Here is a 22,829-nt window from a genome sequence, read left to right on the forward strand (position 1 = left end):
ACTTTTTTATTCCGAGACACGGGAACACGACGACGCCTATGACCGTTCATACCTTTGATCCCCAAGACGACACCCCGCAGGTTGCCGTCCAGCCCAACACCACGCACGCCACCAAAGTCGCTCCGGCCCTGGGCCAAGGCAGCGGCTCCCGCATTGGCTTTGTGAGCTTAGGCTGTCCCAAAAACCTGGTGGATTCCGAGCGGATCCTGACCCAGCTTCGGATCGAAGGCTACGACATCGTCAATACCTATGAAGGCGCCGATCTGGTGATCGTCAACACCTGTGGCTTCATCGACTCCGCCGTACAGGAATCGCTGGACACCATTGGCGAGGCCCTCAAGGAGAACGGTAAGGTACTGGTAACCGGCTGTTTAGGGGCGAAAGAGGATGAGATCACCCAGATCCACCCTAAAGTGCTGGGCGTCACTGGCCCGCACGCCTATGAGATGGTACTGGAGCAAGTGCATGCGCACTTACCTAAGCCTGAGCACGATCCCATGACCTCCCTCATTCCGGATCACGGTGTCAAGCTGACCCCGCGTCACTACGCCTATTTGAAGATCAGTGAAGGCTGTAACCACAAGTGCACCTTCTGCATCATCCCATCCATGCGCGGCGATCTGGACAGCCGTCCGATCGGCAACGTGCTGGATGAAGCCAAGCGCCTCAAAGACGCCGGCGTCAAAGAGCTGCTGGTGATCAGCCAGGACACAGGCGCCTATGGTGTCGATACCAAGCACCGTACCGGCTTTTGGAACGGCATGCCGGTCAAAACCGCCATGCTGGAGCTGTGTCAGAAACTGGCCGAGTTTGGCATTTGGGTGCGACTGCACTACGTCTACCCTTACCCGCATGTGGCCGATCTGATGCCCTTGATGGCCGAAGGCAAGATCCTGCCCTACTTGGATATCCCATTCCAGCACGCCAGCCCAAGCGTATTGAAGCTGATGAAGCGCCCCGGCAATGCCGAGCGCACGCTGGAACAGATCAAAGCTTGGCGAGCGCAGTGTCCGGATCTGGTGATCCGCTCCACCTTCATCGTCGGTTTCCCCGGTGAAACTGAAGAAGACTTCCAACTGCTGCTGGACTGGCTAGAAGAGGCCCAGCTCGATCGCGTCGGCTGCTTTAAGTACAGCCCGGTGGAAGGCGCTAAGGCCAACGAGATTGAAGATCAGATCTCCGAAGAGGTAAAGGAAGAGCGTTACCAACGCTTTATGGCCGTACAGGCGCGGATCAGCCGAGATAAGTTGGCGGATCGCGTCGGTCAGGAGATGTTGGTGATGGTCGATGAGATCGGTGAAGACGGCGCCATTGGCCGCAGCTATGCCGATGCGCCGGAGATCGACGGCAAGGTGGTGATCGGCGGCGAGTACGATCTCAACCCTGGCGACATGGTCTGGGTCAGCATCGAATTCTCTGACGATCACGATCTATTTGGCACTTTGGTCGAAGACGACGCGTGATCCCCCACGAAAAAGGCCGCGTTTGCGGCCTTTTTTAGCGCCATTGAAACCCGTTCGCTGCCATTCGCCAACATTACCCACCAGTAGCGTGCAACGTGCGGGCTACATCCGCCAGTTTTCACTTGTTTTTGATGCCGACGTACTTCTACAATCCTCGGTCGCAAAGCTGACACCAATAAATAAAACCAGATCAGCACAATTTTTCATTATGGAAGTTACGCATGAGTTCAAAGTCGATTGATACCGGTGCTGAAGCCGGTGTAGAACAAAGTGGCGCGTTTCGACGTTTCCTGGATGTGGTAGAGCGGCTCGGTAACCTGCTGCCTCACCCCATCACCCTGTTTGCCATCTTCTGCGCTGGCGTGATCCTGCTCTCCGGGATCGCGAGTTTCTTTGGTCTGTCCGTGGGCGATCCGCGTTCGCTGGACCCCGTAACGCAGCTACCGACAGAGCAGATCACCGTATTTAGCTTGCTCAGTGCCGAGGGCCTGCGCATGATCGTCTCGAATATGGTCACCAACTTCACCGGCTTTGCTCCGCTGGGTACCGTGCTGGTGGCCCTGCTGGGTGTTGGCGTTGCCGAACGTGCAGGCTTGATCTCTGCGGCGCTGCGCGGCCTAGTGATGGGCGCTTCACCACGCCTGGTAACCTTTATTGTCGTCTTCGCCGGGATCATCTCCAACACCGCATCCGAGCTCGGCTATGTGGTGCTGGTGCCGCTGGCCGCGATGATGTTCCACTCGCTGGGACGCCACCCTTTGGCTGGCCTGGCGGCCGCCTTTGCCGGTGTGTCCGGCGGCTATTCAGCCAACCTGCTGCTGGGTACCGTCGACCCGCTACTGTCTGGGATCACCGAAACCGCGGCCCACATCATCGATCCAACCTATACCGTTGGCCCTGAAGCCAACTGGTTCTTCATGATCGTCTCCACCTTTGTGGTCTCCGGTCTGGCGATGTTCGTCACCGAAAAGATCGTCGAGCCGCGCTTGGGCAAATACGATGTGTCCGAAGCCGCCGAAGACGTCGAGCATGACGAGATGGCGGCACTGAGCGAGTCAGAGAAGCGTGGCCTGAAAGCCGCCGGTCTGACCATTCTGGGTCTGTCCGTTCTGCTGGCGCTGTCCGTGGTGCCGGAGTGGGGCCCGCTGCGTCACCCAGAAACCGGTCTTGTGGCTGGCTCGCCGTTCCTGCGCGGGATCGTGGTGTTCATCTTCTTCTTCTTCGCCATTCCCGGCATGATCTACGGCCGCATCGTGGGCACCATCAAGAACGATCGTGATGTGATCGACGCGATGAGCCATTCCATGTCGACCATGGGCATGTACATCGTACTGGTGTTCTTTGCGTCTCAGTTCGTGGCTTACTTTAGCTGGACCAATCTGGGGGCGATCACCGCTGTGGGCGGCGCCAGCTTCCTCAACAGCATCGGTCTGGACGGCCCACTGCTGTTCATCTGCTTTATCATGGTGTGCGCCTTTATCAACCTGATGGTGGGCTCCGCGTCGGCTCAATGGGCGGTCACGGCGCCGATCTTCGTGCCGATGCTGATGCTGGTCGGCTACGCGCCAGAGACCATTCAGGCGGCGTACCGGATCGGTGACTCGGTCACCAATATCATCACCCCGATGATGAGCTACTTTGGCCTGATCCTGGCCGTGGCCACCCGCTACAAGAAGAACTTGGGGATCGGCACACTGGTCGCGACCATGCTGCCATACTCCTTGGTGCTGTTCGTCGGCTGGACGTTGCTGTTCGTGATCTACGTCTTCGTCTTGGGCTTGCCGGTTGGCCCAGGCTCACCGACCTATTACACCTTGTAATCGCCACGGCGTTTATCAAAAAGCCCGCGACTGGTCGCGGGCTTTTTGCTGTCTGGTGTCCCGTGCGGCACAGAAGGCTTGCCAAAGGGAGCGGCAGAGCGACTGGCGACACTCAGCCCTTTTGGTGCCGCTCCCGATTCTCCTGCTTCTGCCTCGCGCTCTTGCGCATCAAGACATACACCGCGCCGGTCCCTCCGTGCTGCCGCAGGGCACTGTGGTAGGCCAACACCTCAGGGACATTGGGCAGCCATTTGGCCAAGTAGCTCTTAAGTACGCCGCGAAACGGCTTTGAGTTAAGTCCTTTGCCATGCAGTACCAAAGCACAGCGGATGTCATTGCGTTGACAATCGGCGACAAACTGCAGCAAGGCACGCCGCGCCTGTTCAACCGTGTGGCCATGCAGATCGAGCCGAGCATCGATCTCATACTTACCGAGTCGGAGATTTTTATACACCCCGTGCTGCATGCCGCCGCGGGTCCAGCCGATCACGTCTTCCGGATCGATCGGCTCAACCGCTTCTAGCGACAGCTCATCGCTGGCTTCGGCCGACTCCGCCATCGCCGCGCGCCGGCGCGCCAACTGGGCTTCGGTCACACTGGTCGCTGCCCTATCCACCACCTTGTCGCCTGTGCTCATGGGTACCACATCCGACATGGCTTCAAGAAACTGTGAGTGTTCATGCTGATCCATTGAGATCCCCTTAAGCCTATCGTTGTTCTAAGGCAATTATACCCTCACTGCCAGCCCCCCGATCCAGCACCGCATCACATTGGCGCGCCCCCCTGTTGCCAGCCGCGGGCGCAATCACACTTTGTAAAGCTTTGCCGCTTTACAACTGAGTGAGGTACGTCATGATTGTTAACAACTTGCCATCATTGAGGCTGAGATCTTGCTACTGCGAAGCGGCTTACTTATCGTCGCCCTGCTTATGGGCCAACACGCCCTCGCCGCCGAGTTGGATCAGCAGATCAATCAGATCTACGACCGCTTCGTCACCGCCTACCAAACGCTGGATGCCAGCCCATTGATGACCCAATACCGCGATGACGCCTGCATGATGGGGGTGTCCGAAAAGGATGGTTTTTTTACCGGTAAAGATGAGATCGAGATAGCCTATCAACGCTGGTTCGATCGGATCAAGGCGCGAGAAGGCGCCATCGACATCCGATTTCGGGTGATCAGTCGGCAGACGCAGCAACAACGGGTGACCGACGCCGGGTTCTATCTGATCCGCTACAGCCCGGACAACGAGCACCATCAAGCCGCGACCGAGTTTGCGGGAAAGTTCATCATGAATTTTCAGCATGACCAAGACGCAAGCTGGCAGATCAGCATTGATTCAGCCAGTCGGGTCAAAGCGGAGCTGTTCCATCAGGCCGTTGCGCAAGAAGGGCTGTACTTCGCAGCGCCGTTCACGATAATGGCGGCAACACCCAATCAACCTTAACAACCATGATCTTATGCCCTTGCGGTAGTAGCCAAACCTACCCACAGTGTTGCCAACCCCTTCACCAAGGAAAGCAGAGCGCAACCAGCCCAGAGCAGTTGATGCGCTCGCGTTATTGCGCCTACGTGCAGCACCAAACCCACTATCTGCTCGACACCCACCACCCGGACTACCGTGACGGATTAACCCTCGATGCCTTGGCCGAAGCCTGTGAAACAACAAGCTGGGATCATCTCGAGATCGTGATGGCGCCGCCGGTGCAGGGCAATGAAGGAACGGTGGAGTTTAAGGCCTGGTATCAGCAACCCGAAGGCTTAGGCGTGCTGCATGAGCGTTCACGCTTCCTGCGGGAGAACCAACAATGGTTTTACTGTGATGGCGAATTTGGGCCCGCAGCGCTCAAAGCCGGCCGCAATGATCCCTGCCCTTGTGGCTCGGGAAAAAAATTTAAGCGATGCTGCGGCTAACGGGCTCCGGCGATTGCTGCGCCAGCAAGCCTTCGATGATCTGAGGCAATACCGCTTTGCTATAGAGGAAACCTTGGGCCTGATCGCAGAGGTGGCGTCGCAAGAACGTCGCCTGAAACTCGTTTTCGACCCCCTCGGCCGTGATCGACAACCCCAGCGCTTTCCCCATGGCGATTATCGCCGGCACGATCTGCCGGCTTTCGCTGGACCCTTCGAGATCGGCCACAAAGGTGCGATCGATCTTCAGCTTGTCGACCGGCAACTGCTTCAGATAACTCATTGAGCTGTAGCCGGTACCAAAGTCATCGATGGCCAATACCAGTCCCAACTCCCCAAGTTGATCACACAACTGATTCACCCGCTCGAGATCTTCCATCAAGCTGGTTTCGGTGATCTCGAGCACCAAGGTGCCCGGCCGGATCCGATAACGGTTCAACTGTGACCAGCAGATCTCAAACAGATCCTCCGACAGCAGCTGTTTCACTGACACATTGACGTGCATCTGAAACCGCGGCCAGCGCCGTTGCCACAGGTGAAGCTGATACAGGGCCGACTCCAGCACCCAACGGCCGATCCCCTGGATATGGCCCGTTTGCTCCGCCAACTCGATAAAGCGCCCCGGGTACATCAGGCCAAGCTGGGGGTGCTGCCAGCGTAACAAGGCTTCGGTACCCATGATCCGATCCGTTTTCATATCCATCACAGGCTGATACATCAACTGAAACTGACGCCGCGACAGGGCCTCATCAAGATCGGACTCTATCTGAGTCCGGCCGCGATACTCGGTCAGCAACGGCAGATCAAACACCCAACAGCAGCGCCGCTTTTTGGCCTCTGCCATCGCCAGATCCAGCGCCACCAAAGGGCTGATCTCATCCAGTGGCTGCGACGCCTGCCAACCTGCCACGGACACGCCAATATTGACCCGCCGTTGCTCAATACTGAATGGCCCCTCCAGTCGTTTCCTCATTGTCTCCGCCAATGCCTCGAGCGGTAGGGTTGGCGCCTGGCTGAACGCGACCACAAACTCATCCGCGCCGATCCGATAGAGTCGATGCTCACCCAGCCGGGTACTGCCATAACTCAAGCGCCGCGCGAACTCGATCAGCACCTTGTCGCCGATCGGATCGCCATAGCCATCGTTGACCGACTTAAACCCGTTGAGATCGAACAGCAGCATGGCCTCGGCCGCTCGCTCTTTTAGGTCACGCTGGAGGCAGTAACGGTTATACAGCCCGGTCAACTGGCAGCGCCACGCTAACCGCTCAAGCTCATGCCGGTGCTTATGGCTACCGGTGAGCTCCTCGGACGCCAGCAGCACAAAGCGTTCCTGCTGATCCGTCACTATGGTGCTGAGCTGGAAGCGAAACCAGTGCTCAGTACCGTCATGGCGCTGCATGCTGATCTCACCCGATTGCTCGCCTTGGGCGATCGCAGCTTGCAGCAGTTGCTCAGCCCGCTGCGGATGCTGCTGAAACACCCCCAACTCACGCACCGGCTGATCGACCACCTGCTCTCGAGCTTGGCCCACAAAAGCCAGGTAGGCCTCATTGGCGTAAACCACCTTGAGACTGTTGATCTCAGCGATAATGATCCGCCGCGTCGATTGGTCAATGGCAAACTTAAACAGATCGAGCCAGTTGCGTTGTTCCGAGCCGCGCTCACGTCCCAGCGCCAAGGTTAACTGATGGCCCACCTGGGACAGCCACTGAACTTCGGCGTCCTGCCAACGCCGAGGGGATAACGACTCGACGCAGAGGATCCCCACCATTTTGCCATTCAGGTATAACCCCACATCCAGCATACTGTGGATCCCATGGGGGATGAGGTAGCCAGGATTGAGCGCCGCCGTCGCCGGATGGAGACGAGCCGAGTCGGCCTTGAGAATGGCATGCGTGTGAAGAAAGTCGAAATAGGAAGGAAACTCAGAGGAGCGCAGTGGACGATCCTCGATCGGCGCGCCTTGACGCTGGTAACGACACACCGGCATTAATGTCTGCAATGTGTCATCAAACAGCCAGACCGAACTGGTTCCTACGGCCAGCTCCCCACACATCAACTCCGCCGCAATTTGGGCCATCGCCGCAAAGGAGGTGTGGCCGCTATTAAGGCTACGTTCCAGTTTGATTAAAGCGTTGGTGCGTCCCTGCTCCATCCCGGCTTCATCCAGCTCAAGTAAAAAACAAGGTTTACACTAGCGCGTAAACCTTGCTTATTCAACAGCTTGTAGTTTGATGATACGGTTAGCCTAGCGCCATCTCGAAGATCAATCGTTCAGCCGCACATGAGAAGCTCAAGCGGCCTGTCAGGCGCTGAGCATCCTGCTCCCATTCCGAGGCGATCTGCACATCACTGAACCGCTGCTTCGCGTTTGCGGCGATGGCATCGAACTGCGCTTGGGCACTGACTTGGTCCGTCGACGCGATCGGCAAGACAAGTACATTGTCCTCTTCGGCGATCACCGTACCGATCTCCATAAACGAGCCACAGCAATCCTGAACCGTATCCAGTGTTTTATTTTCCACGTTGACCTCAATTCACACTTAGGTTTGTCGTGTGATTATAGGCACTGCCCCAGCAATAACTGGGAGCAGGGTCACAGCCACAAGGTCACCGTCCGCGAGACATTCGCTTGCGGCAATCGAGTCGCTCTATTATGCGGTGGAATGCAAGTATTGGCTTTGCAAACGTTGCTGGGCAATGAGATCAGCCAAGTCCATCTGTGGCGGCAGCGTTTTCATCTGCTCTTTAATGGCTTCCTGCTTGCCGGCCCAGGGCTCGGCGTTATTGAGTGCTTGCTGCAGACCGTAGGGATATTCACCCCGAACATCCAATGCCGCGGGTCGCAAGCAGTCTTGCAAGCGCGACTGGGTCAACCCCCCTTGTTGAAAGGCGTCAGCCACCTCGATGGAGTGGCTCGCATCCTTATACTCTTGCTGCGCAGGTAACGGCTCAGCCAATTCAAATCGCTGACGCATCGAACGGGGCTCGCTTTGCTCGGTGCGATCCAGCTGAAATTGGCTCTGAAAACGTACATCCTGAACCATCATCGACAGCAACAGGCCAAAATCCCCGCGGCGGTTCTCATGGACCGCTTGGCTTAGGGAACTGCCCAGTTGCAATTCGTTGATTAAAATGGCGTCAGGACGCATAGAAAATATCCAAAAATCATCGGTTCATAAGGTTTATCGCCTTAAGCCCTCAAAACTTTAGAAATAATTTGTCCTTGAAGGCTTTACAGATCCGTTTCGGCTGATAATATACGCCCCGCACTTGAGGAGGGGTTCCCGAGTGGCCAAAGGGAACAGACTGTAAATCTGTCGGCTCTGCCTTCGAAGGTTCGAATCCTTCTCCCTCCACCATCTGCTCATTCACCTGAGCCCTGTGCACACAATTTAGCAACACCCCGTGGAGGGGTTCCCGAGTGGCCAAAGGGAACAGACTGTAAATCTGTCGGCTCTGCCTTCGAAGGTTCGAATCCTTCTCCCTCCACCATCTTTCTCGCTGATGCTCATGCGTCATCGAAACACAATTTGGCGCACCGTCCTTTGGCTTTGGTGCACCAATATAGCAACACCCCGTGGAGGGGTTCCCGAGTGGCCAAAGGGATCAGACTGTAAATCTGACGGCTCCGCCTTCGAAGGTTCGAATCCTTCTCCCTCCACCATTTTTCTCGCTGATGCTCACGCGTCATCGAAACACAATTTGGTACACCGTCCTTTGGCTTTTGGTGCACCGATATAGCAACACCCCGTGGAGGGGTTCCCGAGTGGCCAAAGGGAACAGACTGTAAATCTGTCGGCTCTGCCTTCGAAGGTTCGAATCCTTCTCCCTCCACCATCTTTCTCGCTGATGCTCACGCGTCATCGAAACACAATTTGGCGCACCGTCCTTTGGCTTTGGTGCACCAATATAGCAACACCCCGTGGAGGGGTTCCCGAGTGGCCAAAGGGAACAGACTGTAAATCTGTCGGCTCTGCCTTCGAAGGTTCGAATCCTTCTCCCTCCACCATCTTTCTCGCTGATGCTCACGCGTCATCGAAACACAATTTGGCGCACCGTCCTTTGGCTTTGGTGCACCAATATAGCAACACCCCGTGGAGGGGTTCCCGAGTGGCCAAAGGGATCAGACTGTAAATCTGACGGCTCCGCCTTCGAAGGTTCGAATCCTTCTCCCTCCACCATTTTTCTCGCTGATGCTCACGCGTCATCGAAACACAATTTGGTACACCGTCCTTTGGCTTTTGGTGCACCGATATAGCAACACCCCGTGGAGGGGTTCCCGAGTGGCCAAAGGGATCAGACTGTAAATCTGACGGCTCCGCCTTCGAAGGTTCGAATCCTTCTCCCTCCACCATTTTTGACAATGACGCTGGTTTTCCGGCGGCTATAATCTAAAGACTCCTGGAGGGGTTCCCGAGTGGCCAAAGGGAACAGACTGTAAATCTGTCGGCTCTGCCTTCGAAGGTTCGAATCCTTCTCCCTCCACCATCTTTGCTAACGCCACCCTTCAGGGTGGCGTTTTGCGTTTCAACAACGCTTGCGCGTTGCGCTCCTCTCCACAGATCCTTATTGCAGCTACGAGCGCTGCCAACCGCCGGTTCGAACACCCAACGCACTTCCCCATCTCGCGTCAGGAAAAATCACTACACTGAAAGAAACCGTTCAACAACAGGATCCTCCATGACGCCATCCATCGTCATTACCGGCTGCCAGGGATTAATCGGCCAAGCCTTGGTACGTACCCTCGCGCCCACCGCCCCCATCATCGCCATCGATCTTCATCCCCCAAGATCAGATCTATTTCCCGATCTTGCCGTTGAGCAGGTCCAGCTGGACGTCAGCCGCGAATCTGAGATCCAGTCGTGGGCTCAGGGCATCAAACCCGGCGCGCTCTGCGGGCTGATCAACAACGCCGCCATTGCCTATCCGTATCAACCGTCACTGTCCGAGCTGCCGCTTGAGCACTGGCAAAAGGTATTGGACGTCAATCTCACCGGCCCTATGTTGATGAGCAAGCACCTGATCCCCGCTCTAGCCGAGGGAAGTGGCATCGTCAATATCGCTTCAACCCGGGCACATCAGTCCGAGCCCAATTGCGAAGCGTACGCAGCCTCTAAAGGTGGGCTCGTTGCCTTGACCCATGCCTTGGCGATCAGCCTGGGTCCCAAGCTCCGAGTCAATTGCATCAGCCCTGGCTGGATCAGCGACGATCCTTCACTGTCGGACGCCGATCACGATCAACACCCCTGTGGCCGCGTTGGCCGTCCAGAAGATGTTGCTCATTTAGCTGCCTTTCTGCTGAGCCAACAAAGTGGCTTTGTGACCGCCCAGAACTGGACGGTCGATGGGGGGATCGGTCAAAGGATGCGCTACGAAGAGTGATCCTGCTTGAGCGGTTTGAGCAAATAGCTTAGGCCGTTGTGTTTGATCTCAAGGATCAACGCCAGTTTGGGCCCGAGGGGCGGTGCCGGCCACCCCTTGTTCTGCATCCACACCAGATAGGCGATCGGCAGTCGAATGAGAGGTTGGCCCGCATACTTGCCAAAGGGCATGGTTTCGTTCGCCAGTTCGCTTAACAGCTTAGGCTCCATTGGGTTACCATTCTGCGCTTGGAATATGACTCGCATTATACGGAAAAAACTATGCCTCGCAGTTGGGTTAACTGGGCCATCGCTCAGATCGAAGCCGATTTTCAGCGTAGCGCGGACACGCACCTGATCAAACTGGATCTGCCCGCCCTCCCCCAGATCGACATCTACCTTAAAGATGAAAGCACCCATCCAACCGGCAGCTTGAAGCATCGCCTGGCGCGCTCGCTGTTCTTGTACGCCCTGAGCAATGGTTGGATCCAACAAGGGACGCCAGTGATCGAAGCCTCCTCCGGCTCCACCGCCATCTCGGAAGCTTACTTCGCTCGCCTGTTAGGCTTACCCTTCATTGCGGTGATCCCCAAGTCCACCGCGCAAAAGAAGATCGATCAGATCGAATTTTACGGTGGCCGGTGCCACCTGGTTGCCCCCAGCGAGATCTACACAGAAAGTGCCCGCTTAGCCAAAGAGATGAACGGTCACTATATGGATCAGTTCACCTACGCCGAGCGCGCCACCGACTGGCGCGGCAACAACAACATTGCCGATTCCATCTTTAATCAGATGCAGCGCGAGCGCTTCCCCGAGCCCAGCTACATCGTGATGAGCCCAGGTACCGGTGGCACATCGGCCACCATCGGCCGCTACCTGCGCTACCAACAACACAACACCCAGTTATGTGTGGTCGATCCGGATAACTCCGTCTTCTTTGACTTCTACCACCAGCGCGATCCCGCACTTACCAGCGCGTGCGCGTCCAACATCGAAGGGATCGGCCGACCACGGGTTGAGCCTTCCTTTATCCCCGATGTGGTCGATGAGATGCGCCAGATCCCAGACACTGCCTCCATCGCCACCATGCAATGGCTCAGTGGCATACTGGGCCGCAAAGTGGGCGCCAGTACCGGCACCAACCTCTATGGCGTGCTGCAACTGGCCAGCGAGATGCAAGCCCGTGGCGAGTCAGGCTCCTTGATCACCCTATTGTGTGATTCGGGAGAGCGCTATCTCGACAGCTACTATTGTGATCAGTGGGTTTCGGATCGGATCGGCGATCTGCAGCCCTATCAATCTGCGTTACAACACTTCCAGCAAACCGGCGAACTGAAGGAGCCTGCACAATGAACAGCAAACGCATTGCCGTGGTCGTCTTCTCAGGCGGGCAGGACTCGACCACCTGCCTGGTGCAGGCCCTGCAGCAATTTGATGAAGTCCACGCCCTCACCTTCGACTATGGCCAGCGTCATTCGCAGGAGATCGAGGTCGCCAAGATCCTTGCCAAGCAACTGGGTGCCACGGCCCATAAGATCATGGACGTCGCCCTCCTCAATGAGCTGTCTCCGTCGGCATTGACCCGAGACAGCATCCCCGTCGACACCGGGTTAAAGGACTTACCCAATACCTTTGTGCCGGGCCGCAATATCCTGTTTCTGACATTGGCAGGGATCTACGCCTACCAGATCGGCGCTCAAACCGTGATCACCGGCGTCTGCGAAACCGACTACTCCGGCTATCCCGATTGCCGTAACGACTTTGTTCAGGCACTGGAAAAGGCGCTGGTACTGGGAATGGATCGACCACTCGAGCTTCGCACACCGCTGATGTGGCTGGACAAGGCCGAAACCTGGGGACTGGCGGATCATTACGGTGCGCTGGCGCTGGTGCGGGATGAAACCCTGACCTGCTACAACGGCCAGATCGGCTCGGGCTGTGGCGAATGCCCGGCTTGCCAGTTACGTGCCAATGGATTGGCGCAATATCAAGCCGATAAGGCAACCTATCTGGAACAGGTTAAGCATAAGTGTGAACTCGACTAACTCACCCTCTCCACAAAAGGAAGCCGCCCGCCCGGCTGCCAAGGGCTTTGGCCTGCCGAGCTGGGATCAGCTCGGGTTACCACTGCTCCTGACGCTGCTGGCCCTGCTCTGCTGGCTGTGGCCCGGAAGCCACGAAAACCTGATCTGGTCTCGCCAAGCGTTGGCACAAGATCAATGGTGGCGCATGTGGACCGGTCACTTGCTGCACTCCAACACCCACCACCTGCTGCTGAATCTGGCCGGGCTGGCCGCGATCTTCGCGCTGCATCAGCCGCACTATCGCACCCTGCCCATGCTCACTCTCAGTGTCTTGTTGATGGGGCTGATCAGCCTAGGGATCTGGTGGGGCGTACCGGGGATCGAGCGCTATGTCGGACTTAGTGCCTTACTCCATGGCTTGTTTACCTGGGGCGCGCTGCAGGATATTCGCCGAGGCTGGCGCAGCGGCTGGCTGTTGCTGCTTGGCGTGATCGCCAAGGTCGGCTGGGAGCAGTTCTCGGGGGGCAGCGAGTCCACCAGCGCGCTGATCGACGCCCGCATCGCGGTGGAATCCCATCTGCTCGGCGTCGTCAGTGCTCTGTTCATCTTCCTGTTGTTGCGTCTTTACCACTGGGCTCGGTAGCTGCCGCTGCCTTCACCAGTAAGAAAGCTCTCTGCCATGAGCCGCATGGCGCGGTCATGATCCCCAGCCATCGCGGCGTGATACTGAGCGTCTGCCGAAACCTTCTGCTTGATCGCGCCAGCAGCGGTGGGGAAATCCCGCAACAGATCATTGATGTCCATCGGCTCAACCACCCCCTCTACGGGAGCGGGCGTGTTGTCGGTACCGAAATAGGCCAAACCATCCACCTGAGGTACCCCGCTTTGGCTCAGGACCGAGCGGATCTTTGCTTGCTGTAATGCGGAATATCGATCGATCGAAGGGGGCGTCCAGATCACCGCAGCGATCGCCGCCCCGCCTAAGATCCCGAATAATGCCCAACGGCGAACAGACCAAACCATACAACCTCCAACGCCTATCCGTCTTAAGGTAAGTATGGCTCAATCAGCCACATTCAGCTCAGCGCCACCAATTGCTCATGTAACTGAGTCACTTGGTCGCGTATTGCCGCCGCCTGCTCGAACTCCAAGTCCTTCGCATGCTGGTACATCTGCTTCTCCAACTGGGCGATCTGTTTGCCCAACTGCTGCGGTGACAGGGCACGATAACTCGCCTTAGGCTCCGCCGCCTTACGCGGTGCACTGCCGCCTTTGCCGCCGCCAAGATCCATTACATCGGTGATCTTCTTATTCAGCCCCTTGGGCACGATGCCGTACGCCTGGTTGTGGGCCTCCTGCTTGGCACGACGTCGCTCGGTCTCCTCGATCGCCCGTTGCATTGAGCCGGTGATCTTATCGCCGTAGAGGATGGCCTTACCATTGACGTTACGCGCCGCCCGGCCAATGGTCTGGATCAAGGAGCGATCCGAGCGCAAAAAGCCCTCTTTATCGGCATCCAATATCGCCACCAACGAGACCTCTGGCATATCCAGCCCCTCCCGTAACAGGTTGATCCCGACCAGCACATCAAAGGCACCGAGACGCAGATCCCGGATGATCTCCACCCGCTCGACCGTCTCAATGTCGGAATGTAGATAACGCACCTTCTGGCCGTGCTCTTCCAGGTATTCAGTGAGATCTTCGGCCATCCGTTTGGTCAGCGTGGTCACCAACACCCGCTCCTGCAGCTTCACCCGAGCCCGGATCTCCGACAACAGATCATCCACCTGAGTGGTGACAGGCCGAACCTCTATCAGGGGATCCAGCAATCCGGTCGGGCGCACGACCTGCTCCACCACCTCGCCGCCAGACTTCTCCAGCTCGTACTTGGCGGGGGTCGCCGACACAAACACGGTTTGCGGGGCGATCGATTCAAACTCTTCAAACTTCAGCGGCCGGTTGTCCATGGCCGAAGGCAGACGAAACCCATACTCCACCAGATTGGTCTTGCGGCTGCGATCGCCCTTATACATGGCGCCGATCTGCGGCACCATGACGTGGGACTCATCGATCACCAGCAAACCATCGTCCGGCAAGTAATCCAGCAGGGTCGGTGGCGGCTCACCCGGTGCTCGGCCCGACAGATAGCGCGAGTAGTTCTCAATGCCCGAGCAATATCCCAACTCCAGCATCATCTCAATATCAAACTGAGTCCGCTCTTTGACCCGCTGCGCCTCAATCAACTTATTGTTTTCCAACAGTGACGCGTGCCGAGTGGCTAACTCAGCCTTGATCTTATCGATCGCCCCTAAAATGGTCTCGCGCGGCGTGACATAGTGGGTCTTGGGGTAGACGGTATAGCGAGTGACATGCCGCTCAACCGCGCCGGTCAACGGATCGAACACGCTGATCCGCTCGATCTCCTCATCAAACAACTCGATACGAACCGCGTCTCGCTCAGAATCCGCCGGAAAGATGTCGATCACCTCACCGCGCACCCGAAAGGTACCGCGCTCGAAGGCCGTATCATTGCGACTGTACTGCAGCTCAGACAAGCGTTTGAGAATGTCCCGCTGGTTCATAATGTCGCCGGTGCGCAGATGCAACAGCATCGACATATAGGATTTGGGATCGCCCAAGCCATAGATGGACGACACCGACGCCACCAAGATCACGTCCCGCCGCTCCATCAAAGACTTAGTCGCCGACAGCCGCATCTGCTCGATGTGGGCGTTGATCGAGGCATCCTTCTCAATAAAGGTATCAGTCGAAGGTACGTAGGCTTCCGGCTGATAGTAGTCGTAGTAAGAAACAAAATACTCGACGGCATTATCCGGGAAGAACTCCTTCATTTCGCCGTACAACTGAGCCGCGAGGGTCTTATTGTGCGCCAGTAAGATGGTGGGTCGCTGAAGCTGAGCAACCACATTGGCTACGGTGAAGGTCTTGCCTGAGCCGGTCACCCCTAACAACGTCTGGTGGGCCAACCCCGCCTCTAATCCCTCGACGAGTTGGTGGATCGCTTGGGGCTGATCCCCGGCGGGTTGAAACTGGGACTGAAGTTTAAACGGTCGGCTCATGCCCTACTGCACCTCGATCTTATCCTTAACCCCCTGTTGCCGGTTGCAGCAGAGGAAAAACCACATCCAGCGCCATGCGATGATGGCGGTGATCACGTTGGCGATCGCCGCACCCGCAAAAACGCCGGTCAGACCGGCAATTTTACCACCGATCCAAGCTAAAGGCAGATAGGTTAAGAACAATCGCACTACCGATAGGTTCAGCGCACTCATCGGTCGTCGCAAGGCGTTAAAGCTGGAGTTGGTCAGAATGATCACCCCCTGCGCGCCCCACGCCAGGGGCAGGATCATCACGATCAGCTGGATCGACGCCGACACCTCAGGCTCCTGACCAAACCAGTCGCCGATCTGGCCAGACAGCAGCAAGAGCAGCAAGGCGATGGCGCCCTGCCAGACCAACACAAACACGGTGACTTTATGGTACAGCAAGCGGACTCGGCTCATATGACCCGCAGCCGCGTTTTGACTGAGCAGCGGCGGCAGACTCATCGACAGCGTCAAGACCACGAGAATGGCGAGCGACTCCAGCCGACTGCCAACCCCTAACGCCGCCACCGCCGCATCACCATACTGCGCAACGATGGCGGTCATCGCTGCCATCGCAATGGGAGTCAGCATATTGGCCCCCGCTGCCGGCCCGGCGATCTGTAAGATCTGTCGGCTAGCCTCCCGCTGATTCGCCCAGCTTCGATACCAGCCCACCGCGTTCATCTGTTTGAGCAACATATAAAGAATGATGACGCTCGAGATCGCATAGGCACTGATAGTGGCCAAGGCCGCCCCCGCCAACCCTAACTCGGGAAAGGGACCGATCCCGAAGATCAACAGCGGATCTAACACGGCATTAATGAACGCACTGGCCGCCATCACGATGCTCGGCCCACGCGTGTTGCCATTGGCGCGCATCACAGCATTGCCGATCATCGGAAACGCCACAAACAAACCGCCGAGCAGCCACACCTCCATGTAAGAGTCGGTGAGCGCCCGCATCGACTCATCCGCCCCCAACAGTTGAAAGATCATGTCATGCCAGATCCACACCGGGACACACAACACCACCACCAATCCCGTCGATAAAACCAGAGCAGTTCCCCCGGTTGCACAGGCGCTTTGCTGATCCCCCTGACCCCGTGCCGTGGCAACCACCGTTGAGGTCCCTATCCCGAGGCCGATGACCATGGAAAAGATGGTAAAAGTGACCGGAAACGTAAACGAAAAAGCGGCTAGTTCCTCGGTTCCCAGCAAACTAACAAAATAGGCATCGACAAAGTTGAATGACATCAACAGGGTCATGGCCAATAACAAAGGCCAAGTCATCCGTTTCAGATGCGCGATCGGGTCGCCCTGCGTTAACTGGTGCTCGTGCATCTTCGTCACTGGCTTACCCACTGTGTTTTGACAATAGCGTCATTGAACGCCTTTAATGAACAATTCACAACCGATCACTAACATTTGCAACATCTGCAACGTTTCATGCGCAGCCGAGATTATCAAACTGAACTTTGTGTAATTCATTGATAAATAAGATAAGTAAAGTTATGCACAGATTTCATTCAACCTAACGCAAACCCTGTAACCACGCGGCTTTCTGCCCGCTGAAGTGGTGTAATCAACACGGTTATCCACAAAAACAGTGGATAACGCCGCCAAAGGCGCAGCAGTGCGGACTTGCCCAAAGTCAATACCCCTAATGACACCACTTTGGATTTTTTTACATTTAACTTTATTCGCTAAGTTACAGCGAGTTATTTGCTTTTTAGCCAGAGTAAAACCAAGATCGCCTTCCTAGGTTTGAACAAGTTTTCCTCAGTTTTCCGCCACATTGGTTACTACGCTAGCAGTCGCCAGCAAACCGGCATTTTTTTCGAGTTCTCGAGTTGACTCGCCCTAGGCCTCGATTTAATATGCGCTCCGTCTTCAGGTGATGCCTGAAACGTTCTGTTGCCCTTAGTTCGGTCGGTACAAAACAGCGGACTGTGCTCTTGTAAACATAAGCGTATGTCGCTGGTTCAAGTCCAGCTCAGCTTAAGGGACACCTGAGATGTCAGGCTAAACACATCACAATCTGTTCCCCTTTAGTTCAGTCGGTAGAACGGCGGACTGTTAATCCGTATGTCGCTGGTTCAAGTCCAGCAAGGGGAGCCACTTTTCTGAGACGTCAGGCTAAACACGTGACAATCTGTTCCCCTTTAGTTCAGTCGTTACAAAACAGCGGACTGTACTCTTGTAAACATAAGCGTATGTCGCTGGTTCAAATCCAGCTCAGCTAAAGGGAGCACCTGAGGTGTCAGGCTAAACACATCACAATCTGTTCCCCCTTAGTTCAGTCGGTACAAAACAGCGGACTGTACTCTTGTAAACATAAGCGTATGTCGCTGGTTCAAGTCCAGCAAGGGGAGCCACTTTTCTGAGACGTCAGGCTAAACACGTGACAATCTGTTCCCCTTTAGTTCAGTCGGTAGAACGGCGGACTGTTAATCCGTATGTCGCTGGTTCAAGTCCAGCAAGGGGAGCCACTTTTCTGAGACGTCAGGCTAAACACGTGACAATCTGTTCCCCTTTAGTTCAGTCGTTACAAAACAGCGGACTGTACTCTTGTAAACATAAGCGTATGTCGCTGGTTCAAATCCAGCTCAGCTAAAGGGAGCACCTGAGGTGTCAGGCTAAACACATCACAATCTGTTCCCCCTTAGTTCAGTCGGTACAAAACAGCGGACTGTACTCTTGTAAACATAAGCGTATGTCGCTGGTTCAAGTCCAGCAAGGGGAGCCACTTTTCTGAGACGTCAGGCTAAACACGTGACAATCTGTTCCCCTTTAGTTCAGTCGTTACAAAACAGCGGACTGTACTCTTGTAAACATAAGCGTATGTCGCTGGTTCAAATCCAGCTCAGCTAAAGGGAGCACCTGAGGTGTCAGGCTAAACACATCACAATCTGTTCCCCCTTAGTTCAGTCGGTACAAAACAGCGGACTGTACTCTTGTAAACATAAGCGTATGTCGCTGGTTCAAGTCCAGCAAGGGGAGCCACTTTTCTGAGACGTCAGGCTAAACACGTGACAATCTGTTCCCCTTTAGTTCAGTCGTTACAAAACAGCGGACTGTACTCTTGTAAACATAAGCGTATGTCGCTGGTTCAAATCCAGCTCAGCTTAAGGGAGCACCTGAGGTGTCAGGCTAAACACATCACAATCTGTTCCCCTTTAGTTCAGTCGGTAGAACGGCGGACTGTTAATCCGTATGTCGCTGGTTCAAGTCCAGCAAGGGGAGCCACTTTCGAAAAGCCTCGCATTGCGAGGCTTTTTTCGTATCCGTCAAACTCAGACTGTCGCCGCAGTCGGTAGAACGGCGGACTGTACTCTCTTAATGTCGGCGTATGTCGCTGCGCCAAGTCCAGCAAGGGGAGCCACTTTCGAAAAGCCTCGCATTGCGAGGCTTTTTCGTATCCGCCTAACTCAGACTGTTGCCGCAGTCGGTAGAACGGCGGACTGTACTCTCTTAACATCGGCATATGTCGCTGCCCCACGTCCAGCAAGGGGAGCCACTTTCGAAAAGCCTCGCATTGCGAGGCTTTTTTCGTATCCGTCGAACTCAGACTGTCGCCGCAGTCGGTAGAACGGCGGACTGTACCCTCTTAATGTCGGCGTATGTCGCTGCGCCAAGTCCAGCAAGGGGAGCCACTTTTAGGATTAGCCCTGTTCCTCGGAACAGGGCTTTTTCGTAGCCGTCTAACTCAGACTGTCGCCGCAGTCGGTAGAATGGCGGACTGTACTCTCTTAACATCGGCGTATGTCGCTGCGCCGAGTCCAGCAAGGGGAGCCACTTTCAAACGAGCACCACACGATGCGGTACCAACCCAGCAAAAAGTGGTACCGATAGTCCGATGGACAGATAAGTACGCTAATACACACCGCAACTTAAGTGGACATCACCCCGTTTCACTTCCCATCACCAGAAAGCTTGACCGATCTCCTGTGCGCAGGTGTATCCTATACGCATATGTACGAAAAGGATTTTCTGCTGCTATGTTAGGTGTTCGCTTTGTCAGCGCCATGACTCTTATATTTGGTTTGGCGTCGCTGGCCATCACGATTGGCCTGAGCGTTGCTCAAACCAAAAATCAGATACAAGCCGATGTCGAGACGATCTCCGCAGCGCTGCAGGCGGATAACCGCCCCTCGGTCAAAACGCTGCGTCAGCAATTCCCTATCCAGTATGCCCGCGTACAGTTGGACTCTGGCACGGTTGCCGAGATCTTCGGTCAATTTAAACAGCCGCAGCATCCGTTAGGGCAGTTGCTCCCCGTGACCTTAGCGCAAGCATCCACTGTGACGCCTGAGTACGATGCTGAAGTCGGATTGGATATTGACCTTTATTTTCAGCGACATAACACCGGGTTGCTGCTCAGCAGCTTGGCGCTCACCGCGCTAACCGCTCTGCTTCTTCTGCTCGTTCAACTCCGAGCGAAACGGTTCCAGCAAGACCTCAATACCCTTAGCGTTGCCATCGAGCGCCTACCAAGCCTTGAACTGCCCAACATGATCAACGGCCTACAAGGTAAACTCACGCCATTAAGCCATGTCGTCATTCAAACGCGGGACCAGCTTCGCAGCCAACTGCAGTCACTCCATCGGATCAACACCGAGCAGGCCGAAGATGCATTACGAGATCCCATCACTCAGCTGGCGAACCGGGCTTCCTTTAACCTCGATATGGAAGACGATAAGAGTGACAACAAGGGCCAAGGTCACCTGGTATTGCTTCGAGCCAGCGCGCTCAACGAGCTCAACAATCGTATGGGCTCCCAAGCGGGTGACGCCTACCTCGCCACCATTGCCGGTTTATTGCAGCGAATAGTCAGCAACCAGTCGAAACTGGCCGTCTACCGCTACAGTGGCGCCGACTTTTTGATCCGCTGCCCCAACATGGAACACTCAGCCTTAATTAAGCTGGTCGAGCCCATCACCAAGCAACTGTCCGACATCGCTCAACGGGAAAACATCAGTGCTGCTGGATATGTCGGGGCGGCACCCTACGGGCCAGAAGAGCGTATCAGTCAACTGTTGATCCACGCCGACACCGCTATCAGCATTGCCCAAGCAAACGGTCCAAATAGCTTCTTTTGTATGGATGAAGTGGCGATGTCATTGGATCTGGATACAGATCACTGGCAAGAAGTACTCGATGACGTGATCGAACACCAGCGGCTAGAGTTGATCCAACAAGCCATCCGCAGTCCGCAGGACGACAAAACGCTATACCGTGAACTCTTTGTCCGCTTTACCAATCACACCGGCCAACCGCTCCCCACAGAAACCCTGTTTGCCAAGGCGGCAACCCATGGCAGGACCATCGAGCTGGACCAGATGATCTTCAGCCGAGTGGCCAATGAGATCAATCACAATAGCGATCCCAACATCAGCTATGGACTCAATCTGGCCACCCGCTCCATCACCGATCCCAAGTTCCTCTATTGGCTGGAAGACCGGATCCAGAAAACCCCTGCACTTAAGGGCCGTCTTGTATTTGAGATCAGTGAACACAGCATCGAGCTCAATCCTGAACCGCTGCGGATCTGGTTCCGCCGCATGCACCAACTTGGCGTCCGCATCGCCATCGACCGCTTTGGCCACAGCCTCACCTCATTCCGAACCCTAAGCGCGCTTCGGCCGGACTTTGTTAAACTGGCGCCGCACTTTACTAAATCCATCGATCGCGATGCCGACAACCGATTTTTCATCAAAATGTTGTTGGATGTGGCCGTTCGATTAGAGATCCGGGTGATCGCCACCCACGTCGAGCAGTATGAGGAGCGTATGACCTTAGAAGCCCTTCGGCTCGATGGGCTGCAAGGCCACCTACTGCAAGCGCCGAGCCCTATCATGGTGAAAGAAGTGTGATCTAGCTCCCCCGGCAGCCGGCCGGGGTGACTATCTATTGTCCGAACAAGCAAAGACCCTATTTGCCCTCGGTTGTTTAACGCCGTCCATTTACCGATAATATCCCCTTCGTCTTAGATGTGATCCTGTTTTCATGACCGAATATTTGCTCTTACTGGTCAGCACCGTCCTGGTGAACAACTTCGTCCTAGTGAAGTTCCTTGGATTGTGCCCCTTTATGGGGGTTTCCAGTAAGTTAGAGTCTGCCATTGGTATGTCCATGGCCACCGCGTTTGTCTTAACCCTGGCGTCCACCTGCAGCTACCTGGTACATCAGTACCTGTTGGTGCCGCTGGAGCTGACGTATCTGCGTACCCTATCGTTCATCTTGGTGATCGCCGTCGTGGTCCAACTCACCGAGATGGTCGTGCGCAAAACCTCCGCATCCTTGCATCGAGTCTTGGGGATCTACCTGCCGCTGATCACCTCAAACTGCGCGGTGTTGGGTGTCGCCTTGCTCAACATCAATGAGCAACACGACTTCATCAGCTCCGTGCTGTACGGCTTCGGTGCCGCAGTCGGATTTGGCCTGGTCCTGATCCTTTTCTCTGCCATGCGCGAACGCTTGGCCGCGGCCGATGTGCCCGCCCCCTTTAAGGGCGCCTCGATCGCCATGATCACCGCAGGATTAATGTCACTCGCCTTTATGGGCTTTATCGGATTGGTGAAATAACGAATGAGCAGTCTCGTCATCGCCGTTTCCGTCGTCGCGTCACTCGCCCTATTGTTTGGCGTGTTGCTGGGCTACGCCGCCATCCGCTTTAAGGTGGAAGGCGATCCCATCGTGGAACAAATTGAGCAAACCCTGCCGCAAACCCAATGCGGCCAATGCGGCTACCCAGGCTGTCGCCCCTATGCCGAAGCCATCGCCGCAGGGGAAGCCCCGATCAACCGCTGCCCGCCGGGCGGCGAAGCAACCGTCAACAAACTGGCCGATTTACTTGGCGTCGAGCCGGAGCCTCTGGATGCCGTCCAAGCCGTGCCGACCGTGGCCTTTATCATCGAGCAGGACTGCATCGGCTGTACCAAGTGCATCCAAGCGTGCCCGGTCGATGCCATCGTAGGCACCGGCAAGCAGATGCACACCGTTATTGCCGATCAGTGCACCGGCTGCGATCTCTGCGTCGAGCCCTGCCCGGTCGACTGCATCGAGATGCGCCCCATCGAAATGACCACACAAAACTGGAACTGGGATCTGAACCGCATCCCAGTAAAACAGATCTAA

At 55.9% G+C, this 22,829-nt stretch carries 19 protein-coding genes and 14 tRNA genes; 25 read left to right on the forward strand and 8 right to left on the reverse strand.

What is annotated here, in order from left to right; genetic code table 11:
* Positions 1-38: 38 nt before the first annotated feature.
* Together rimO and ABEA08_RS01385 are read left to right on the forward strand one after the other, a co-directional pair.
* Positions 39-1,463, forward strand: a complete 1,425-nt coding sequence (gene rimO, locus ABEA08_RS01380; protein WP_345332508.1) for a 30S ribosomal protein S12 methylthiotransferase RimO — start codon at positions 39-41, stop codon at positions 1,461-1,463.
* Between the two features lie 221 nt (positions 1,464-1,684).
* The gene (locus ABEA08_RS01385; protein ID WP_345332511.1) at positions 1,685-3,283 is read left to right on the forward strand and encodes an AbgT family transporter; all 1,599 of its coding nucleotides are present in this window, start codon (positions 1,685-1,687) and stop codon (positions 3,281-3,283) included.
* A 112-nt stretch (positions 3,284-3,395) separates the two neighbouring features.
* On the opposite strand, the gene smrA is transcribed toward ABEA08_RS01385, so the two are convergent.
* Positions 3,396-3,974, reverse strand: coding sequence for a DNA endonuclease SmrA (gene smrA / locus ABEA08_RS01390; protein WP_345332513.1), 579 nt, complete (start codon positions 3,972-3,974; stop codon positions 3,396-3,398).
* A gap of 199 nt (positions 3,975-4,173) precedes the next feature.
* On the opposite strand from smrA, the gene ABEA08_RS01395 reads away from it, so the two are divergent.
* Complete coding sequence (locus ABEA08_RS01395; RefSeq protein WP_345332515.1) at positions 4,174-4,731, forward strand: YybH family protein; 558 nt, start codon at positions 4,174-4,176, stop codon at positions 4,729-4,731.
* 5 nt (positions 4,732-4,736) lie between these two features.
* A complete protein-coding gene (locus tag ABEA08_RS01400) occupies positions 4,737-5,198 on the forward strand; it encodes a YchJ family protein (RefSeq protein WP_345332517.1) in 462 nt (153 codons plus the stop codon).
* On the opposite strand, the gene ABEA08_RS01405 is transcribed toward ABEA08_RS01400, so the two are convergent.
* From ABEA08_RS01405 to ABEA08_RS01415, 3 genes are all read right to left on the reverse strand, one after another.
* Positions 5,179-7,353, reverse strand: coding sequence for a putative bifunctional diguanylate cyclase/phosphodiesterase (locus ABEA08_RS01405; protein ID WP_345332520.1), 2,175 nt, complete (start codon positions 7,351-7,353; stop codon positions 5,179-5,181). The two genes, ABEA08_RS01400 and ABEA08_RS01405, sit on opposite strands and share 20 nt — an antisense overlap.
* An 88-nt stretch (positions 7,354-7,441) precedes the next feature.
* Complete coding sequence (locus ABEA08_RS01410) at positions 7,442-7,723, reverse strand: DUF406 family protein (RefSeq protein ID WP_345332523.1); 282 nt, start codon at positions 7,721-7,723, stop codon at positions 7,442-7,444.
* A gap of 129 nt (positions 7,724-7,852) precedes the next feature.
* The gene (locus ABEA08_RS01415) at positions 7,853-8,350 is read right to left on the reverse strand and encodes a VC2046/SO_2500 family protein (protein WP_345332526.1); all 498 of its coding nucleotides are present in this window, start codon (positions 8,348-8,350) and stop codon (positions 7,853-7,855) included.
* Positions 8,351-8,475: 125 nt separating this feature from the next.
* Between ABEA08_RS01415 and ABEA08_RS01420 the strand changes: the two genes are divergently transcribed.
* The 9 genes from ABEA08_RS01420 (at position 8,476) to ABEA08_RS01460 (ending at position 10,583) form a co-directional block, all read left to right on the forward strand.
* A tRNA-Tyr gene (locus ABEA08_RS01420) sits at positions 8,476-8,560 on the forward strand.
* Positions 8,561-8,608: 48 nt separating this feature from the next.
* Positions 8,609-8,693, forward strand: a tRNA-Tyr gene (locus ABEA08_RS01425).
* Between the two features lie 87 nt (positions 8,694-8,780).
* Positions 8,781-8,865 (forward strand) — tRNA-Tyr (locus tag ABEA08_RS01430).
* 88 nt (positions 8,866-8,953) lie between these two features.
* Positions 8,954-9,038: transfer RNA gene (locus tag ABEA08_RS01435), tRNA-Tyr, on the forward strand.
* Between the two features lie 87 nt (positions 9,039-9,125).
* Positions 9,126-9,210: transfer RNA gene (locus ABEA08_RS01440), tRNA-Tyr, on the forward strand.
* Positions 9,211-9,297: 87 nt separating this feature from the next.
* Positions 9,298-9,382, forward strand: a tRNA-Tyr gene (locus ABEA08_RS01445).
* 88 nt (positions 9,383-9,470) lie between these two features.
* Positions 9,471-9,555: transfer RNA gene (locus tag ABEA08_RS01450), tRNA-Tyr, on the forward strand.
* A gap of 49 nt (positions 9,556-9,604) precedes the next feature.
* A tRNA-Tyr gene (locus tag ABEA08_RS01455) sits at positions 9,605-9,689 on the forward strand.
* Positions 9,690-9,881: 192 nt separating this feature from the next.
* The gene (locus tag ABEA08_RS01460; RefSeq protein WP_345332528.1) at positions 9,882-10,583 is read left to right on the forward strand and encodes an SDR family oxidoreductase; all 702 of its coding nucleotides are present in this window, start codon (positions 9,882-9,884) and stop codon (positions 10,581-10,583) included.
* On the opposite strand, the gene ABEA08_RS01465 is transcribed toward ABEA08_RS01460, so the two are convergent.
* Positions 10,571-10,792, reverse strand: a complete 222-nt coding sequence (locus ABEA08_RS01465) for a DUF3820 family protein (protein ID WP_345332531.1) — start codon at positions 10,790-10,792, stop codon at positions 10,571-10,573. The two genes, ABEA08_RS01460 and ABEA08_RS01465, sit on opposite strands and share 13 nt — an antisense overlap.
* A gap of 51 nt (positions 10,793-10,843) precedes the next feature.
* On the opposite strand from ABEA08_RS01465, the gene ABEA08_RS01470 reads away from it, so the two are divergent.
* From ABEA08_RS01470 to rrtA, 3 genes are read left to right on the forward strand one after another with little or no spacing between them, the layout of a single operon-like run.
* Positions 10,844-11,914 (forward strand): PLP-dependent cysteine synthase family protein, encoded by a 1,071-nt coding sequence (locus ABEA08_RS01470; protein WP_345332534.1) that lies wholly within the window; start codon positions 10,844-10,846, stop codon positions 11,912-11,914.
* Entirely contained in the window at positions 11,911-12,606 is a 696-nt protein-coding gene (gene queC / locus ABEA08_RS01475; protein WP_345332537.1) for a 7-cyano-7-deazaguanine synthase QueC, read from the forward strand. Before ABEA08_RS01470 ends, queC begins: the two co-directional genes overlap by 4 nt.
* Positions 12,593-13,228: a rhombosortase gene (gene rrtA, locus ABEA08_RS01480; protein ID WP_345332540.1), complete on the forward strand. Its 636-nt coding sequence runs from the start codon at positions 12,593-12,595 to the stop codon at positions 13,226-13,228. The genes queC and rrtA overlap by 14 nt, the downstream gene beginning before the upstream one ends.
* Here rrtA and ABEA08_RS01485 read toward each other — a convergent pair.
* From ABEA08_RS01485 to ABEA08_RS01495, 3 genes are read right to left on the reverse strand one after another with little or no spacing between them, the layout of a single operon-like run.
* Complete coding sequence (locus ABEA08_RS01485; protein ID WP_345332543.1) at positions 13,210-13,608, reverse strand: hypothetical protein; 399 nt, start codon at positions 13,606-13,608, stop codon at positions 13,210-13,212. The two genes, rrtA and ABEA08_RS01485, sit on opposite strands and share 19 nt — an antisense overlap.
* Positions 13,609-13,661: 53 nt before the next feature.
* The gene (gene uvrB, locus ABEA08_RS01490; protein ID WP_345332545.1) at positions 13,662-15,665 is read right to left on the reverse strand and encodes an excinuclease ABC subunit UvrB; all 2,004 of its coding nucleotides are present in this window, start codon (positions 15,663-15,665) and stop codon (positions 13,662-13,664) included.
* Positions 15,666-15,668: 3 nt separating this feature from the next.
* Complete coding sequence (locus tag ABEA08_RS01495; protein WP_345332654.1) at positions 15,669-17,033, reverse strand: MATE family efflux transporter; 1,365 nt, start codon at positions 17,031-17,033, stop codon at positions 15,669-15,671.
* A gap of 701 nt (positions 17,034-17,734) precedes the next feature.
* Here ABEA08_RS01495 and ABEA08_RS01500 point away from each other — a divergent pair.
* From ABEA08_RS01500 to rsxB, 9 genes are all read left to right on the forward strand, one after another.
* A tRNA-Asn gene (locus tag ABEA08_RS01500) sits at positions 17,735-17,810 on the forward strand.
* 167 nt (positions 17,811-17,977) lie between these two features.
* A tRNA-OTHER gene (locus tag ABEA08_RS01505) sits at positions 17,978-18,067 on the forward strand.
* A 38-nt stretch (positions 18,068-18,105) separates the two neighbouring features.
* A tRNA-Asn gene (locus tag ABEA08_RS01510) sits at positions 18,106-18,181 on the forward strand.
* Between the two features lie 167 nt (positions 18,182-18,348).
* Positions 18,349-18,438: transfer RNA gene (locus tag ABEA08_RS01515), tRNA-OTHER, on the forward strand.
* Positions 18,439-18,605: 167 nt separating this feature from the next.
* A tRNA-OTHER gene (locus tag ABEA08_RS01520) sits at positions 18,606-18,695 on the forward strand.
* A 167-nt stretch (positions 18,696-18,862) separates the two neighbouring features.
* Positions 18,863-18,938, forward strand: a tRNA-Asn gene (locus ABEA08_RS01525).
* 752 nt (positions 18,939-19,690) lie between these two features.
* Entirely contained in the window at positions 19,691-21,565 is a 1,875-nt protein-coding gene (locus ABEA08_RS01530; RefSeq protein ID WP_345332547.1) for an EAL domain-containing protein, read from the forward strand.
* Positions 21,566-21,698: 133 nt separating this feature from the next.
* On the forward strand, positions 21,699-22,277 hold the full coding sequence (rsxA, locus tag ABEA08_RS01535; RefSeq protein WP_345332549.1) for an electron transport complex subunit RsxA: 579 nt from the start codon (positions 21,699-21,701) through the stop codon (positions 22,275-22,277).
* 3 nt (positions 22,278-22,280) lie between these two features.
* Positions 22,281-22,829 (forward strand): electron transport complex subunit RsxB, encoded by a 549-nt coding sequence (gene rsxB, locus ABEA08_RS01540; protein WP_345332551.1) that lies wholly within the window; start codon positions 22,281-22,283, stop codon positions 22,827-22,829.

This window comes from Ferrimonas pelagia, assembly GCF_039543565.1.
In the GTDB taxonomy this organism is placed as follows: domain Bacteria; phylum Pseudomonadota; class Gammaproteobacteria; order Enterobacterales; family Shewanellaceae; genus Ferrimonas; species Ferrimonas pelagia.

Excerpts from the sequence above, each read along its gene's own strand:
- ABEA08_RS01405 (WP_345332520.1), bottom strand. The coding sequence starts at position 7,353 with ATGGAGCAGGGACGCACCAACGCTTTAATCAAACTGGAACGTAGCCTT.
- rsxA (WP_345332549.1), top strand. The coding sequence starts at position 21,699 with ATGACCGAATATTTGCTCTTACTGGTCAGCACCGTCCTGGTGAACAAC.
- ABEA08_RS01495 (WP_345332654.1), bottom strand. The coding sequence starts at position 17,033 with ATGCACGAGCACCAGTTAACGCAGGGCGACCCGATCGCGCATCTGAAA.
- queC (WP_345332537.1), top strand. The coding sequence starts at position 11,911 with ATGAACAGCAAACGCATTGCCGTGGTCGTCTTCTCAGGCGGGCAGGAC.
- ABEA08_RS01415 (WP_345332526.1), bottom strand. The coding sequence starts at position 8,350 with ATGCGTCCTGACGCCATTTTAATCAACGAATTGCAACTGGGCAGTTCC.
- smrA (WP_345332513.1), bottom strand. The coding sequence starts at position 3,974 with ATGGATCAGCATGAACACTCACAGTTTCTTGAAGCCATGTCGGATGTG.
- ABEA08_RS01465 (WP_345332531.1), bottom strand. The coding sequence starts at position 10,792 with ATGGAGCCTAAGCTGTTAAGCGAACTGGCGAACGAAACCATGCCCTTT.
- ABEA08_RS01470 (WP_345332534.1), top strand. The coding sequence starts at position 10,844 with ATGCCTCGCAGTTGGGTTAACTGGGCCATCGCTCAGATCGAAGCCGAT.
- rimO (WP_345332508.1), top strand. The coding sequence starts at position 39 with ATGACCGTTCATACCTTTGATCCCCAAGACGACACCCCGCAGGTTGCC.
- ABEA08_RS01460 (WP_345332528.1), top strand. The coding sequence starts at position 9,882 with ATGACGCCATCCATCGTCATTACCGGCTGCCAGGGATTAATCGGCCAA.
- ABEA08_RS01385 (WP_345332511.1), top strand. The coding sequence starts at position 1,685 with ATGAGTTCAAAGTCGATTGATACCGGTGCTGAAGCCGGTGTAGAACAA.
- uvrB (WP_345332545.1), bottom strand. The coding sequence starts at position 15,665 with ATGAGCCGACCGTTTAAACTTCAGTCCCAGTTTCAACCCGCCGGGGAT.
- ABEA08_RS01400 (WP_345332517.1), top strand. The coding sequence starts at position 4,737 with ATGATCTTATGCCCTTGCGGTAGTAGCCAAACCTACCCACAGTGTTGC.
- ABEA08_RS01485 (WP_345332543.1), bottom strand. The coding sequence starts at position 13,608 with ATGGTTTGGTCTGTTCGCCGTTGGGCATTATTCGGGATCTTAGGCGGG.
- ABEA08_RS01530 (WP_345332547.1), top strand. The coding sequence starts at position 19,691 with ATGTTAGGTGTTCGCTTTGTCAGCGCCATGACTCTTATATTTGGTTTG.
- rsxB (WP_345332551.1), top strand. The coding sequence starts at position 22,281 with ATGAGCAGTCTCGTCATCGCCGTTTCCGTCGTCGCGTCACTCGCCCTA.